The organism is bacterium, from assembly GCA_035530055.1.
Classification (GTDB): domain Bacteria; phylum UBA6262; class WVXT01; order WVXT01; family WVXT01; genus WVXT01.
This window is the reverse complement of sequence record DATKVN010000068.1, coordinates 1-13,686: the sequence shown is the minus strand read 5'-3', so window position 1 is coordinate 13,686 and position 13,686 is coordinate 1. Positions and strand designations below refer to the sequence as shown.

Annotated in this window: 19 protein-coding genes; all 19 read right to left on the bottom strand. The window is 40.9% G+C overall.

Annotated features, from left to right (window positions below; translation table 11 throughout):
- Positions 1-350: 350 nt before the first annotated feature.
- Positions 351-536, bottom strand: coding sequence for a DUF123 domain-containing protein (locus tag VMW39_05405; GenBank protein ID HUW23448.1), 186 nt, complete (start codon positions 534-536; stop codon positions 351-353).
- A 26-nt stretch (positions 537-562) separates the two neighbouring features.
- Entirely contained in the window at positions 563-1,585 is a 1,023-nt protein-coding gene (hypE, locus tag VMW39_05400) for a hydrogenase expression/formation protein HypE (GenBank protein ID HUW23447.1), read from the bottom strand.
- Positions 1,578-2,657, bottom strand: a complete 1,080-nt coding sequence (hypD, locus tag VMW39_05395; GenBank protein HUW23446.1) for a hydrogenase formation protein HypD — start codon at positions 2,655-2,657, stop codon at positions 1,578-1,580. The genes hypE and hypD overlap by 8 nt, the downstream gene beginning before the upstream one ends.
- Positions 2,654-2,863: a HypC/HybG/HupF family hydrogenase formation chaperone gene (locus VMW39_05390; GenBank protein HUW23445.1), complete on the bottom strand. Its 210-nt coding sequence runs from the start codon at positions 2,861-2,863 to the stop codon at positions 2,654-2,656. The genes hypD and VMW39_05390 overlap by 4 nt, the downstream gene beginning before the upstream one ends.
- 173 nt (positions 2,864-3,036) lie before the next feature.
- The gene (hypF, locus tag VMW39_05385) at positions 3,037-5,376 is read right to left on the bottom strand and encodes a carbamoyltransferase HypF (protein ID HUW23444.1); all 2,340 of its coding nucleotides are present in this window, start codon (positions 5,374-5,376) and stop codon (positions 3,037-3,039) included.
- Between the two features lie 103 nt (positions 5,377-5,479).
- Entirely contained in the window at positions 5,480-6,181 is a 702-nt protein-coding gene (locus VMW39_05380) for an ABC transporter ATP-binding protein (GenBank protein HUW23443.1), read from the bottom strand.
- 2 nt (positions 6,182-6,183) lie between these two features.
- Positions 6,184-6,951 (bottom strand): cobalt ECF transporter T component CbiQ, encoded by a 768-nt coding sequence (gene cbiQ, locus VMW39_05375; GenBank protein HUW23442.1) that lies wholly within the window; start codon positions 6,949-6,951, stop codon positions 6,184-6,186.
- A 10-nt stretch (positions 6,952-6,961) separates the two neighbouring features.
- Complete coding sequence (locus VMW39_05370) at positions 6,962-7,669, bottom strand: transporter (protein HUW23441.1); 708 nt, start codon at positions 7,667-7,669, stop codon at positions 6,962-6,964.
- A complete protein-coding gene (locus VMW39_05365; GenBank protein HUW23440.1) occupies positions 7,666-7,959 on the bottom strand; it encodes a PDGLE domain-containing protein in 294 nt (97 codons plus the stop codon). Before VMW39_05365 ends, VMW39_05370 begins: the two co-directional genes overlap by 4 nt.
- Positions 7,960-7,991: 32 nt before the next feature.
- The gene (locus VMW39_05360) at positions 7,992-8,624 is read right to left on the bottom strand and encodes an energy-coupling factor ABC transporter permease (GenBank protein ID HUW23439.1); all 633 of its coding nucleotides are present in this window, start codon (positions 8,622-8,624) and stop codon (positions 7,992-7,994) included.
- Positions 8,625-8,759: 135 nt separating this feature from the next.
- Positions 8,760-9,176, bottom strand: a complete 417-nt coding sequence (gene nikR / locus VMW39_05355) for a nickel-responsive transcriptional regulator NikR (protein ID HUW23438.1) — start codon at positions 9,174-9,176, stop codon at positions 8,760-8,762.
- 94 nt (positions 9,177-9,270) lie between these two features.
- Positions 9,271-9,618 carry a hydrogenase maturation nickel metallochaperone HypA gene (locus VMW39_05350; GenBank protein HUW23437.1) on the bottom strand — a complete coding sequence of 116 codons (348 nt, stop codon included), beginning with the start codon at positions 9,616-9,618 and terminating at the stop codon, positions 9,271-9,273.
- 27 nt (positions 9,619-9,645) lie between these two features.
- Positions 9,646-10,116: a hydrogenase maturation peptidase HycI gene (gene hycI / locus VMW39_05345; protein ID HUW23436.1), complete on the bottom strand. Its 471-nt coding sequence runs from the start codon at positions 10,114-10,116 to the stop codon at positions 9,646-9,648.
- Positions 10,117-10,743, bottom strand: coding sequence for a 4Fe-4S dicluster domain-containing protein (locus VMW39_05340; GenBank protein HUW23435.1), 627 nt, complete (start codon positions 10,741-10,743; stop codon positions 10,117-10,119).
- Between the two features lie 7 nt (positions 10,744-10,750).
- Complete coding sequence (mnhG, locus tag VMW39_05335) at positions 10,751-11,083, bottom strand: monovalent cation/H(+) antiporter subunit G (GenBank protein ID HUW23434.1); 333 nt, start codon at positions 11,081-11,083, stop codon at positions 10,751-10,753.
- A complete protein-coding gene (locus tag VMW39_05330; GenBank protein HUW23433.1) occupies positions 11,083-11,463 on the bottom strand; it encodes a cation:proton antiporter in 381 nt (126 codons plus the stop codon). The genes mnhG and VMW39_05330 overlap by 1 nt, the downstream gene beginning before the upstream one ends.
- A 98-nt stretch (positions 11,464-11,561) precedes the next feature.
- Positions 11,562-12,056 carry a Na+/H+ antiporter subunit E gene (locus VMW39_05325; protein HUW23432.1) on the bottom strand — a complete coding sequence of 165 codons (495 nt, stop codon included), beginning with the start codon at positions 12,054-12,056 and terminating at the stop codon, positions 11,562-11,564.
- The gene (locus tag VMW39_05320) at positions 12,053-13,573 is read right to left on the bottom strand and encodes a proton-conducting transporter membrane subunit (GenBank protein HUW23431.1); all 1,521 of its coding nucleotides are present in this window, start codon (positions 13,571-13,573) and stop codon (positions 12,053-12,055) included. Before VMW39_05320 ends, VMW39_05325 begins: the two co-directional genes overlap by 4 nt.
- Before the next feature lie 3 nt (positions 13,574-13,576).
- On the bottom strand, positions 13,577-13,686 hold a 110-nt coding region (locus VMW39_05315), incomplete at its 5' end, for an NADH-quinone oxidoreductase subunit K (GenBank protein ID HUW23430.1).

Genomic DNA, 13,686 nt, shown 5'->3' with positions numbered 1-13,686 from the left:
CTTATCAGTCTAGCCCCGCCTTCAACTGCTGCCCGGGCATCCTGCAAAGTCATAACAGGAATTACCAGTTCCATTCATCTACCCCCTTGCTTTTAAATCACTCTAAAGAATAGATGGCTCTTGCTCTATAGTCATATGATGTCAACACATATATTTATATTATACCCAAAATATTAGAGTAATCAAGTAAATAATCAATATGGTTAGTGTTGAGAACTTTGGGGGTCTTTTTTTGCTCTCGTATCATGCCCTGTCAGGAGATGCCGAAACAAGTTCGGCATGACATTACTTTACGAGTCCCGACAAGTCGGGACACTCCAAACAATTGCCCACCATTAAATTTTATACTATCATCGATATGCCAGAAATTTCTCTTGCCTTTCCTCAAGATGCCTCTTGATTCTTTTCTCCAGACCATTCAATGCTCTACCCACATAAAAATAGAGGCCTCTTGCAAATTCAAGAGGCCTCAATTTACCTATTCGAATTTTTCTTTTTCTTTTAACCCAGATCAAAAGAACATAAACACCATCCATTCTGCCTCAGATGCAATGGAAAAATTTTAGCAGATTCGTGGCAACTGCTCGCCTGTAAGCATATCCAAGACCCTTTCTCCTCCCACGCTCGTCTTTACTAAAACTCTCCCTTTGTGCCTGGAAACCACAGTTCCAATTATTTGAGCATCTTTTCCGTATCTATTCTTTCTAATAACATTTAAAACTTTTGCGCAATCCCTTTCAGGAACGAAAGCCACCAGTTTCCCTTCATTGGCAATATATAGGGGGTCGAAACCTAACATTTCACAGACGCCCTTAACCTCTTCCTTCACAGGAATCTTCTCCTCTTCAATCTCTATCCCTACCCCCGACTGTTCAGCTATCTCATTCAGAGATGTGGCCAATCCGCCCCTTGTAGGGTCGCGTAGAGCGTGAACTTTCTTGCTTACTTTCAGGATTTCCCAGACAATCCCATTCAATGGCTGAGAATCGCTCTTTACTTTTGTTTGGAAATCGAACCTTTCCCTGGCACTCAAAATAGCAATTCCATGGTCGCCAATTGTGCCACTCAAGATTATCCTGTCGCCAATCCGTGCATTTTTCGAGGAGATGTCAATCCCTGAATCTATCAACCCTATACCTGAAGTGTTTATAAATATCTTGTCAGCACTACCCCTTCCCACAACCTTAGTATCACCAGCCACTATTTTTACACCAGCCGCTCTGGCAGCCCTGTTCATTGAATCGACAATCCTTTCCAACTCAACGAGGGAAAATCCCTCTTCAATAATTGTTGCTGCACTCAAATATAGAGGTCTTGCCCCTACCATAGCCAGGTCATTAACAGTGCCATTGACCGCCAATTTGCCTATATCTCCACCGGGAAAATATATGGGGTCCACCACGTAGGAATCTGTAGTAAATGCAAGTTTGCCCTTGAACTTCAATACAGCACTATCGTCCAGCCTCGCCAGAGGCAGATTTCTGAATTTCTTCACAAAGCTTTTAATTAGTTGATGGGTAAGCTTCCCACCACTCCCATGCGCCAGTAAAATCTTCTTTGCATCATCTTTAAATTTTTCAACCATATTTGTAATAGGCTGCACATGTGCCTTCGGAAGAGACCATGCAGGGTCCGTAAGGTTCTTCGGGAGTACAGATTCTCCTATACAATTTGCACTGTGTTGGCTTCTTTACTCCCCTGAGCACCTCTCCACAGGCACAATCTGGATTTTCTTTACTCTTCCTTGTTTTTGGTTGGAACTCTTTCTCCGCATCGAAGTCAGAAAATTTCCTTTTAAGCCTGAGACCGCTTTTAGGAATAGTCCCCAGTCCCCGCCACATAACATCACTTACCTCAAACACTTCATCTATTAGCTCCTGGGCAATCCTGTTCCCTTGTGGATGAACGGCGCGAAAATATTCAATTTCTACTTCGGCTCTCTTTTCTTTAATCTGCTTCAGTAACATATAAATAGTTTGCAAAACGTCCAGGGGTTCAAAACCGCCAATCACGCAGGGAACGTTATACTTCTGGGCTATAAATTTGTAGGCATTACTCCCTATGGTAACGCTCACATGCCCGGGGCAGATAAAACCATCTATCCTTACCTCTTTTGACTCCAATAGCGCTTCCATCGCTGGAGGGATGAGCTTGTGATTAGAAAAGATATAAAAGTTGTCAATTTTCTCTTTTTGGACATCGAGGAGAGAAGCAGCAATAAGGGGCGAGGTAGTCTCAAAACCAATAGCCAAAAAGACAACTCTCCTGACAGGATTCTCCCTGGCAATCCTTAAAGCTTCGCTGGGACTGTAAATAATCCTTACGTCAGCGCCATTCCCTCTCTCTTTCTCCAGGCTGGAATTGGTTCCGGGAACTCTTATCATATCGCCAAAGGTAGCAATTATCACATTTTCATCCTTGGCTAACTCAATTATCTTATCAATGTCTTCTTGAGAGGTTACACAAACCGGACAGCCAGGACCTGACAGGAGATTTACATTCTTGGGAAGTATTCCTTTCAGTCCCTGCTTGAATATCACCATTGTATGGGTACCACAGACTTCCATAAGGTTGACTTTTAAGGAGTCGAATCTTTTTATCTTTTTAACTATCCTTTCTGCTATAGCTCTGTCTCTAAACTCATCAACAAACTTCATATTATCTCCCTTAAGAGCTGTAGAGTTTCCTCTGCTTCTTTCTCTCCAATCTTTTCAATAGCAAATCCAGCATGGATTAAAATGTATTCTCCGACTCTCACATTACTTACCATGCGTATATCGGCTTGTCTCTTCACTCCTGCCATATCTACCTGAGCTAAATTATCTTCTATTTTTAATATCTTTGCCGGAATAGCCAGACACATTTTTCAAATCCTTGTTCCACTACTCCTCACAATTAAAAGATAGTTTGTGATATGGAGTCCTTGCGAAAGCAAGGTGCAAGGTGATTAAATTCTGGAGTGTGAAACGAAAGTTTCACTGGGTCAAGCTTTCGCTTGACACTCCATCCTCCCTTTCGGGAGGACTCCAGACTTTTCTACATTTGTTTTTTAATTATTTCGTTAGCTATTATTGCCTGACCCAGAGAAATTCCTCCGTCGTTAGGAGGTACTTTCTTCTGATAATAACATATGAATCCTTGCTCTGTCAATTTCCTGAGAGCAAGGTCTAAAAGTAATCTATTCTGAAAGACACCGCCCGAGAGGGCCACTCTACCAATGCCTGTCCTTTCCTTGATTTTTAAGCTAACTTCCTTTATTATATCGGCAATCGAATTGTGGAATTTATATGTGATAACTGATGCAGGAACCCTCTTTTGCAAATCTTCAACAATCCCTCTCACAATCCACGCCGGCTCAACGATGAATGTTCCTTTCTCCTCTTTTATTTCATATCTATACTTTTGAGTTAGCAAATTCTCAGAAGAACTACATAGGTCTTGAGCCACACTTTCCAGTTCCAGCGCCGCCTGGCCTTCATAAGTATTAGCATCACATATCCCCAGAATAGAAGAAACCCCATCAAAAAATCTCCCCATACTTGAAGTCAAAGGAGAATTTACTCTCTTTTCTATCATTCCCAGAATGATTGGTATTTTCTTTTTCCACCTATCTGTAAAATCTATACGGGGAATTCTGTTACCAAAAGCCTCCACCAGAAGGCTTACGGCCATTCTCCAGGGCTCATCAACCGCCCTGTCTCCCCCAGGCATGGGAAGATACTTCAATTGACCAATTCTCCGGAAATCCCTGCAATCGGCAACTAAAAACTCTCCTCCCCAGATATTTCCATCTGGACCATAGCCAATTCCATCAAAGGCCACACCGATAACTTTTCCTTTCACCTTGTTTTCTACTAAACAGCTGACAATGTGCGCGTGGTGGTGCTGAACTGGAATGCGCATAATTTTAGGCTTTCCACGGGTAATGTCCAGGGCGTATTGGGTAGAAAGATAATCTGGATGGAAATCATGGGCAATTATTTTTGGACTGATGCCAAACAGTTTCTCAAACCGCCCGACCATCTGTTCATAGTACTGTAGAGTTTTATAATCTTTTAGATCCCCTATGTACTGACTAATAAATGCATAGTTCTCTTTGGTCAAACAGAAGGTATTTTTTAATTCAGCACCACATGCCAGTATAGATTCTACTTTATAGTCTAATTCGACCGGAGAAGGAACATAGCCCCTGGCTCTACGGATAACAACAGGATCCCCTGAGAATACTTTCACAATCGAATCATCACATCTATTATAGATATCCCGATTATGGAGAAGGAAGTAGTCTGCAATATGGGAAAGGTTATTTATTGCCTCCTGGTTACTAATTTCGATTGGCTGGTCTGAGAGATTGGCGCTGGTCATCACCAGAGCGGAAGGAGAAGAAGAAACGCTACGAAACAATAGATAATGTAATGGAGTATAAGGAAACATCACTCCCAGACAGTTGTTATTGGGAGCCACTAAATCAGAGATTTTTGAGTCTTCTCTCTTTTTAAGAAGGATAACGGGTTTCTGCCAATCGGAAAGTAACTCCTCCTCTTGTTGAGAGACTAAACAGTATTTCTTCGCCGTCTCTATATCTGGAACCATAATAGCAAAAGGCTTATATGGGCGTACTTTCCTTTGGCGAAGTCTCTCTACGGCAAAACCATTTGTAGCGTCGCAGGCCAAATGGAACCCGCCCAGTCCTTTGATTGCCACAATCTTCCCTTTTTTTAGAAGTTCAATAGTAGCCTCAAGTGCCTCCAGACCTTTAAGGTAATATTCAGAGCCAATTGACTTCCTTCCAGGTTTTTTGCTTTTTATAAGTCCTATCTCTGGGCCGCACTGGGGACAGGCATTGGGCTGGGCATGGTACCGTCTCCGGGATATATCCTCATACTCATTCTGACATATAGGGCACATGTGGAATTTTTTCATCGTAGTAAGAGGACGGTCATAAGGCAAATCTTTGATTATAGTAAATCTTGGTCCACAATTGGTACAATTGATGAAAGGATACTGATGCCGGCGGTCAGAACTGTCTTTCAATTCTTTAAGACACTCCTGGCAAAAGGCTATATCTGGGGAAATGAGTACTTCCTTTTTTTGACGGGAAGTGCTTTCCCTGATAGTGAAAGACCGAGAGCCGCGAGGAGCCTGATAGACTATCTTCTTCTCTTTTATCTGAGCTGGAGGAAGTTTCCGTAAAGTAATCTCATCGTAAAATTCCCTTACATTTCTCCTCCCACCTTCCACTTCCATAACCACCCCAGCTGGGGTATTTTTCACCCAGCCTCTAAGTCCGAACTCTTCGGCTAATCGGTGAATAAAGGGACGAAAACCGACTCCTTGAACAATGCCCTTAACTGTTATTTTTGCTCTCATTTCCATAATTTATTCCTTGAATACTCGGTTAACGATTGGACAAAGAGAAAAAAGAGGTTTTCCTGCGAAGAGAAGAAAGAATTGTTGACGGGTAAATTCTATAATTTTGTTATAGTCCAAAACTTTTCAATCTGCTATCGTCCTTGAGGATTTCTTTATCTCCAGCAAAAACAACCTTTCCTCTATTTATCACCGCCACCCTCTGGCAGAGCTGTTTAATCATTTCCAGGTCGTGACTCACGATAATTTTTGTCTTATCTATCTTTTGTAAGAATTTTATTATTTCTCTTTTTTCCTTGCGATCGAGGTTACTGGTGGGCTCGTCTAAAAGTAGAATTTCCGGTTCCATCACCAGAACTGTAGCCAGGGAAACCAATTTTTTCTCTCCAAAACTCAGGTGGTGGGAGGACCGATTCTCACGTCCTGATAAATCTACTCTTTCCAATATATCTTCCACCTTCTCCTTCACCGCTCCCCCATCGTAGCCCAGATTGATTAACCCAAAAGCAACATCATCAAAGACAGTAGGCATAAAAAGCTGGTCTTCAGGGTCTTGAAATACAAGGCAAGCTTTGCTCCTTATCTTGCGTAGATTCCTATTTATAAGGGGCATGCCTAAGACTTTTATCGCCCCGTTCTTGCTTTGCAAAATTCCATTCAAATGCAGAAGCAATGTCGATTTCCCTGCTCCGTTAGGACCTATGATACCCACAGATTCTCCCTCCATGACATCCAAAGTTACCCCGTCCAGGGCAGGAGTTCCATCTGGATAAGTATAGGAGAGATTCTTAATTTCTACGACTTTATCCATTTTTACCTCCACAATCTAATCAAGAAAAGAATTGTTACCAAGCTACCTAAAAAGCATAAGTCAAATCTATTTATTTTGAAACTTTCCAGAGTATGAATAGTACCGCTGAACCCCCGGGAAACCATCGCCAGATAAATCCTTTCCGCCCGCTCGTAGGTTCTAATAAATAATTCTCCAATCATATAACCAAGAACCTTGAACCTGTAAAGCGGGTTCTTCTTGAAACTTCTTGAGTCTCTGGCATTTTTTATCTTCATAATTTGGTCAACCAGAAGGAATATATACCGATAGAAAAATGAGGCAATCAAAATTAAAACCCGTGGAGCTTTGAGAATCTCCAGCGCTTTTAACAGAGAAGAAAATTTGGTAGTTGAGGTCAAAATGGTCAGGCTTAAAACTGAAAGCCACGACTTAATCAAAATATTCTGAAAAATCAATATGCCCTTATGAGATATGGTCAAATGTAAAGTTAAAAAATTATATGAGCCCGCGACCTCGCCGCCCTTAAAGAAGGGAATAAAAATGGCTATGAGAAGAACGAAAGGAATAATGACCAGTGACCTTGCAAAAACATAGAAGAAAGGAATACGAGAGAGCAAGAGTAAAATGAGAAGCATTAAGAAATATCCCGAAAATTTGGCCAGTTGTTGAGGAGGAGTGGAAACAATCACGAGAATGAGAATAAAAAAGAATATTACTTTGATCCTCGGGTCAAGCCGATGAATTATGCTTCCCAGGTCACTATACTTGTCCAGAAATGCATGTTTCATTTTTGCCTCTTCAGAAACTAAGAGTTAAACCTCCGGTTACATTTAGCCGGGAACTGTAATCATTGAGTCCTGTCCCAATTCCAAAATCGAGAATTAAATTTTCTCTGGCGGAGAAGTTGGTTCCGATTATGCATTCTATGGGTGAATCTGATTTGTTCTCTCCTGTAAGTTCGGCAACCAAATTAAGCCTTTCATCTGCAGGATACTCCAGAGCAATGCCAAAGGAGGCAGTCTTTGCTTTTGCAGTATATCCTAAGTTTCCATTCAAGGTAATAAATTGCAATTCCTTGCTCAGGATACTGTTAAAATTATAATCTATCTCTCCCGAACCGATGCCTTTATTTTTTTCTCCTGTATCCATAATTATTCCCAAAGTCACACTGAATCCTGGAGTTTTATCTCCCTCTTTCACCAGATTAAACTTAGCAATCAATTCTGCATCTCCCATCCCGCTTTCCCCATTTCCATCTTTAGGACTGGTCATTACATAGGGAAGTGAAACTCCCAGGTCCATTCGTTCAGTTAAGCCCTGCTTAATTGAGAGGGAAATCTCAGTCTCCCCATTCTCTTCTTTATCCTGAGAATAACCGATACCTGCTTCTGTCTCGTAAATACCTGAATCTACCGTGCCAGCATCGTCAACAGAAAGTGGTCTTGCACTATAAACCAAAGAAGGTATAAAGAATATAATGAAAAGATAAAGAATTAGATTCTTCATTGGACTTTCTCTTTTCTCTTCAAAATAGCTCCTAAACCGAAGCCAAGTGCGGCGACGATAATCACTCCTACAAAACCTGCAATTGCTGTCGCTAACTTCTCATTCTTAATCCCTGGTACAGCATAGTCCGGAATAGGAGAGTTAACCACTTGTGGCCCCTCCCCTCTTCCCAGGAACCCTTTATCTTCAGCAACTCTTTCCAATCCATCCGGTTTAGTAGAAGCAAATGGTGAAAGGAAAACTGCTGCTAAAACAGCAACTCCCAGAAGTATAATAATCCATTTCTCCATTTACATCCCTCCTGAAATATTTGTTTCCAATTTCACGCGTACCTTTGCAACAGGTCAGGACGTGCCTTTAAAATGAGTCTTATTACTCCCACAGTTATAATGGCTTCCCCTATGCCGATGAAAGCGTGTACACCAGCCATTGCCGGCAGGGCTACTCTTAGAGGAACAGTGCCCGAGAACGCCAGTTCTATTGAACAGAATGTAGCTGCCAGGACTACTGCCAGCCAACTGGCAATTCCCACTCCCCAGAATAATCCTTTCTTACTACCGAAAAAAATCCCGATTCCTCGGTAGATGTAGTATCCCAACACAGTGCCTATGATTCCCATATTGAAGATATTTGCCCCCAAAGCTGTCAAACCACCATCCTGGAAGAGTAGACACTGCACAATAAATATTGTGCTCATTACTAATGTAGCTGCCCACGGTCCAAGTAGCACTGCTGCCATGACTCCTCCTATGAAATGCCCGCTGGTTCCTCCTGCAACTGGAAAATTCAACATTTGAGCTGCAAAAATGAAAGCAGCCATTACCCCCATTAAAGGAATCTGTCGTTCACCAAGACTCGTTTTCGTCTTCTTAATAGCATAAGCTACACCTAAACCAGCCACTACATCCATGGTTACCCATGTCTCGGCATTCAAAAACCCATCCGGTATGTGCATAAATTCTTACCTCCGTTCGTGGTTTGTCTTTAGCCCACGAATATGTTATAATTTTCGTGGGTTCCGATGCCATTTTATTATTAGGATAATATATTTTCTAAAATCGTGTTACGAATAGCGAAAAAAATAATACTGTTATGCTATTTCCTTGCCGGTTGTGGCCATAGTCAAAGAGCCGTGTTTAACACCTTTTGTTGACTTCAGTTTATAAGCCAATTTCTCGACTTCCTTGGGCTTACCTTTCACTACCACTATCTCCACACAATTGTCTTCATCCAGGTGAATATGTTGAGATGAAATGATAACCTGGTGAAAATCGTGCTGGACACCGGTTAATCTATTTACTAATTCTCTTTTGTGGTGGTTATATACTAAAGTAATCGCTCCCACAACCTCTTTACCTTCTATCCATTCCTTCTTAATTAGATTTTCTCTAATTAAGTCTCCAATCGCCTTAGAGCGAGTGGGATAATTATTATTTTTGATATGTTTATCAAATTTAGTTAATAGTTCTTTCTCCAGTGATACACCAAAACGAACTAAATCTGCCATGTCGGCATCCTTTGTGTTACCTTTTTTAGAAGTGTAGCACAATTTATCTACTTATGTCAAGTATTTTTTTCAGAAAAGTAGCCTGTCCCCTTTTTTACTCGCCTTCGATACTTTGTAAATAAACACTTTTTCCTTGAGTAACTTCTAAATTGTTATCCCCGCAGTTAGGACATTCTAAAGAGGAACTTTGCCGGGAATCTGTCTCTATTCCGCAAGCCAGGCATCTTGCCTGTAATGGCTCTGTTGTTATTTCTAATTCTGCTTTCTCTGCAATACTACCTGGCATAAGGTGATCCATCAAGTTATGCCTCAGAAAATCCTCTTCAATTCCCGAAGCTTCTCCAACTACCACCACAATCTTAGCGACTGCTTTTAGATTGTTCTCTTTTGCTTTATCCTCTACTATGTGGAATAAATCCTGAGCTATACCCAATTCATGCATATCGACCTCGAAGTATCAAACGGAAATTTAAGTTCTTTCCAACATTCTAACAATCTTTTCCAAGCCTTCTCTTGCCGGCTGGGAAATTTCTCTTCCAAATTCTGTAGTTTTTGGCTGTATGCCCAAAAGAAATACATCTGCAGAGGTCTCTTTCTGTAAATATTTTGCTACCAGGTTCAAGCTCGCGTTATGCGTAGAAAGAGACTCATCTTTTATATCGTCCTTTTCTATAATCTTTATCGTTCCCGGGGAACTACCGAAATCAACCGCATCAATCAAAACCATTGTATCTGGTTTCTGTTTAACAATCTTTCCTAAATAATTTTCAGGGGTTTCACCGACATCAAACAAAAGTAGACGGGGTAAAGGGTTGTTTAATCTCTTTATTATCTCTGGACCGACTCCATCATCGCCGCGTAAAGGATTCCCGATACCTACAATCAGTACTTTACCCTGGAGTCTATTTTTGAGTTTTGCCAGTTCTTTATTATCAGACAATTATTTTTCCGGTTTCTTTTTGCCCCAGATATCTTCAAGGAGAACCTCTCTACGACACCTGGGACAGAGAATGCGAAAGATGTGTGCCCTCCTCAAAGGAGGACCTATTGTTGGTGGGGTTTTTACCAACTCCAATTCTCCGGATACGGTGAGTAGTAAAGGCATATTACCATATGCTAATGGTCCGAGCTTACTCGCCAAAAAGTAAAGGTGGTCTTTAGCTCCGATCACTTTGCCACACTCTTCACAAACTAACAATTCCTTTTCTACTTTAACTATAGCCTCATTCCTATTAAATAAAGCCAAATCGTATTCTCCAGTAAGCTTGACTCCCTTTTCCGTAATGCAATTCGCCTGGCACTGCCCGCAGAAAATACAGATGTCGAAATGCAAAACCAGTCTGCGCATGGGTGGTTTTGCTCTAGTGTCATCTTTGACCTCGATTGCTGTTGCCGGACAGACTTCGGCACAGGCAGAACAGCCCACGCAATCTTTCTCATAAAATTCGGGCTTGCCCCTAAACTTCTCAGGAGGCACGTGAGGTTCGTAAGGAAACTTCGTAGTATAAGGACCCTTTATAACTGCTTTAATTGCTTCTCTTAATTCCCTTAATTTAGGATACTTCATAATAACCCTACATTTCTTTTTTATCTTCTTCGTATTTATCGCAAACTGATTTATCCCAGAGTTTTACTCCGGAAATATGGGCTCCTCGAGCAATAGCATGGGCAGATACGGGAGCAGTTAATATTAAAAAGACAATACATAGTAACGCTTTAATTCCACTGGCAGTAAATCCCTTGAATAGAAATAGCCCAAATAGAATACTGCAGGTTCCCAACGTTACGCACTTGGTAGAAGCCTGAAGGCGATTGTACACGTCGGGAAGCCTCACCAGACCAAGGCAACCAAAGAGGTCAAACATAAGCCCAACGGCGATAAATATGTACCCAATTATTTCTATCATTATTCCTCAAACCCCTTTCCTTCAAGGTATTTAGCCAAGGCTATAGTAGCAATGAAACTCTGCAAAGCCCAGGCAATACCAATATCAATATACCATGGTCTTCCTGTAGAAATACCCAACACAGCGCAAAAACCAACAATTAATATTCCCAATATATCAATAGAAACTACCCTGTCTGCTGGAGTGGGACCCCTCATAATGCGATATAGACAAAATACACAGCAGAGCGAAAGGATAAAGAAAAAGCGCATAAGACTGATTGACTGCCACTCAAGCATTGAAGCAGGAGGATAAAATATAATTCCTACAAATAATGCAATTATTATTAATAACCCTGCTAACCAGCGTAACCTTCTGTTCATCTTATCAGCTCTTTTCACAGTGCAATTTTAGTCTACTGGTAGTCGCAACCTTTAGGTTGCGTGAATATATGCGCAGGCTGAAGCCTGCGACTACCACATTTACTACAGCGTTGATTCTATTCGAAGATTCTCTTTAAAATGGGTTCGAATCTACCTATAATCAATTTTGTTGCCTTTTCTATATCTTTATCCTTCACATTAATCCAGTGGACATAAAGGAAACCTTCTTCCTGGTCCACATCTACACTTAAAGTCCCGGGCGTAAGCGTAATGGAATTAGCCAAGAATGTAAGACCTGTGTCCGATTTTAGACTTGTTTTTACTTTGACTATTCCTGGATTAATCGGTAGGTCTGGATGGCCCACCCGATAGGCCACATCAAAGTTTGCTTTTATGCATTCCCAGATAAAAATAGGTAAATAATAAAGCAACCAGAGATATCGTTTGGGATGTCTAAAAAGATGTGGACGCTTAGTAAACATATCCCCGGTCATAAAGGCAACAAATATTGCTGCCAGAATTCCAATGGAAATATGCTGCCAGTCAGGTGGCCAGGTTAGGCCAAGCCAGACTAAAATTGCCAGGAAAAATAGAATAATTCTACTTTTCATTTTATACTCCCCAAAATAATCTGGGCATAGTTCGTCCCATTGACCAGCACCTCAGTTGCTAAATTAAGAAAATTCTTCTGCACCCCAGGGATTAAAAGTAAACCTCCGAATATACAAATGATAGACAAGGCAATCATCGATAACTTCATTGTTAGAGGAACTTCTTTTATTCCTTTCAATGAATCTCTTAACTCTCCAAAAAAAGCTAATTTCTGTACTTTTAAATAGTATGCTAATGTCAATATACTTACTAAGACAGCAATAGAAGCAAAAATAAAATGTTTCGCTTCAATCGCGGCTAAAATAATCAGTAATTTGCTCCAGAAACCGCTTAAGGGTGGTATGCCAGAAATAGACATTGAGCCAACTAAAGAAGAGTATCCTGTAACTGGCATCTTAGAAGTCAAACCACCCATTTTCCTCAAATCTCTTGTCCCGGTAGCATACTCAATTGAGCCTGAATTTAAGAATAATAAAGACTTAAAAATCGCATGATTGAACAGATGAAATAATCCAGCCAGAATTCCCAGGGGAGTTCCCATGCCTATGGCAAAGACCACATAGCCTATCTGGCTAATACTGGAATAGGCAAATAGTCGTTTGATGTCTTCCTGTCCCAAGGCCAGGAGCCCACCCAGAACCATAGAGATAGTTCCTAAGACCATAAAGATTGAAGAAGAAGTGGCAGTCATTCCCAGAACATTGAAGAAGATTCTGGCTAATGCATAAACACCCAGAGCTTTAATCAGTACCCCGGAAAGCATGGCTGAGATTGGGGCAGGTGCTGAAGGATGGGCGTCAGGCAACCAAGCATGAAATGGCACTAAAGCTGCTTTTAGACCAAAACCCATTAGAAATAAAGCTGCCACAAAAAATACTGTTTGGTTATCTCCAATTTTAGCCAAGGTGCGGCTTATATCAGCCATATTTAAAGTAGATGTGAGACTATACAGAAACGCGATCCCTAACAGAATAAATAGCGACGCCATAATTCCCATTACCATATATTTAAAAGAAGCCTCTAACTCTTCGTGCTCTACTCCGAAAGCAACCAGGGCATAACTTGAAATAGAAGCAATTTCTAAAAAAACAAATAGATTAAACATATCCCCGGTAACGATTACTCCATTCATGCCGGCGAGCATCAATAAGAATAGAGTATAGAACTTCCATTTAGCTGTATATCTTTCCATATAACTTATTGAATAAATGGTAACTAAAAATGCAATCAGGTTAATTGTGACCAACATAAAACTGGTCAAACCATCCAAGACCATACAGATTCCAATAGGCGGTATCCATCCACCGACCTTATAGACGACAGTTCCAGAATGCTTAACTAATAGGAGAGAAAGCAAAGATATGGAAAGCAAAGAAAAAGTAGCTACATTGGAAAAAGTATCAGAAAATCCTTTTACCCTTTTTCCTAAAAGGGAAACCAAAAAAGCAGAACCCAGCGGAATAGCCACAAACAAGGGTAATAGATTATGGGTAACAGGTAATGACGCCAGATTCATCGTTTATCCTCGTAATCTCCTGATTTTGGTAATATCGAAAGTTCCATATTTTTCATATATCCTTATAGCAATGGCAACAATTAAAACAGTAACGGCTAAACCAATGACAATAT

Excerpts from the sequence above, each read along its gene's own strand:
- mnhG (HUW23434.1), bottom strand. The coding sequence starts at position 11,083 with ATGATAGAAATAATTGGGTACATATTTATCGCCGTTGGGCTTATGTTT.
- VMW39_05350 (HUW23437.1), bottom strand. The coding sequence starts at position 9,618 with ATGCATGAATTGGGTATAGCTCAGGATTTATTCCACATAGTAGAGGAT.
- VMW39_05340 (HUW23435.1), bottom strand. The coding sequence starts at position 10,743 with ATGAAGTATCCTAAATTAAGGGAATTAAGAGAAGCAATTAAAGCAGTT.
- VMW39_05370 (HUW23441.1), bottom strand. The coding sequence starts at position 7,669 with ATGAAGAATCTAATTCTTTATCTTTTCATTATATTCTTTATACCTTCT.
- VMW39_05320 (HUW23431.1), bottom strand. The coding sequence starts at position 13,573 with ATGAATCTGGCGTCATTACCTGTTACCCATAATCTATTACCCTTGTTT.
- hypE (HUW23447.1), bottom strand. The coding sequence starts at position 1,585 with ATGGTTGAAAAATTTAAAGATGATGCAAAGAAGATTTTACTGGCGCAT.
- cbiQ (HUW23442.1), bottom strand. The coding sequence starts at position 6,951 with ATGAAACATGCATTTCTGGACAAGTATAGTGACCTGGGAAGCATAATT.
- VMW39_05405 (HUW23448.1), bottom strand. The coding sequence starts at position 536 with ATGGATGGTGTTTATGTTCTTTTGATCTGGGTTAAAAGAAAAAGAAAA.
- hypF (HUW23444.1), bottom strand. The coding sequence starts at position 5,376 with ATGGAAATGAGAGCAAAAATAACAGTTAAGGGCATTGTTCAAGGAGTC.
- nikR (HUW23438.1), bottom strand. The coding sequence starts at position 9,176 with ATGGCAGATTTAGTTCGTTTTGGTGTATCACTGGAGAAAGAACTATTA.
- VMW39_05380 (HUW23443.1), bottom strand. The coding sequence starts at position 6,181 with ATGGATAAAGTCGTAGAAATTAAGAATCTCTCCTATACTTATCCAGAT.
- VMW39_05360 (HUW23439.1), bottom strand. The coding sequence starts at position 8,624 with ATGCACATACCGGATGGGTTTTTGAATGCCGAGACATGGGTAACCATG.
- VMW39_05325 (HUW23432.1), bottom strand. The coding sequence starts at position 12,056 with ATGAAAAGTAGAATTATTCTATTTTTCCTGGCAATTTTAGTCTGGCTT.
- hypD (HUW23446.1), bottom strand. The coding sequence starts at position 2,657 with ATGAAGTTTGTTGATGAGTTTAGAGACAGAGCTATAGCAGAAAGGATA.
- VMW39_05390 (HUW23445.1), bottom strand. The coding sequence starts at position 2,863 with ATGTGTCTGGCTATTCCGGCAAAGATATTAAAAATAGAAGATAATTTA.
- VMW39_05365 (HUW23440.1), bottom strand. The coding sequence starts at position 7,959 with ATGGAGAAATGGATTATTATACTTCTGGGAGTTGCTGTTTTAGCAGCA.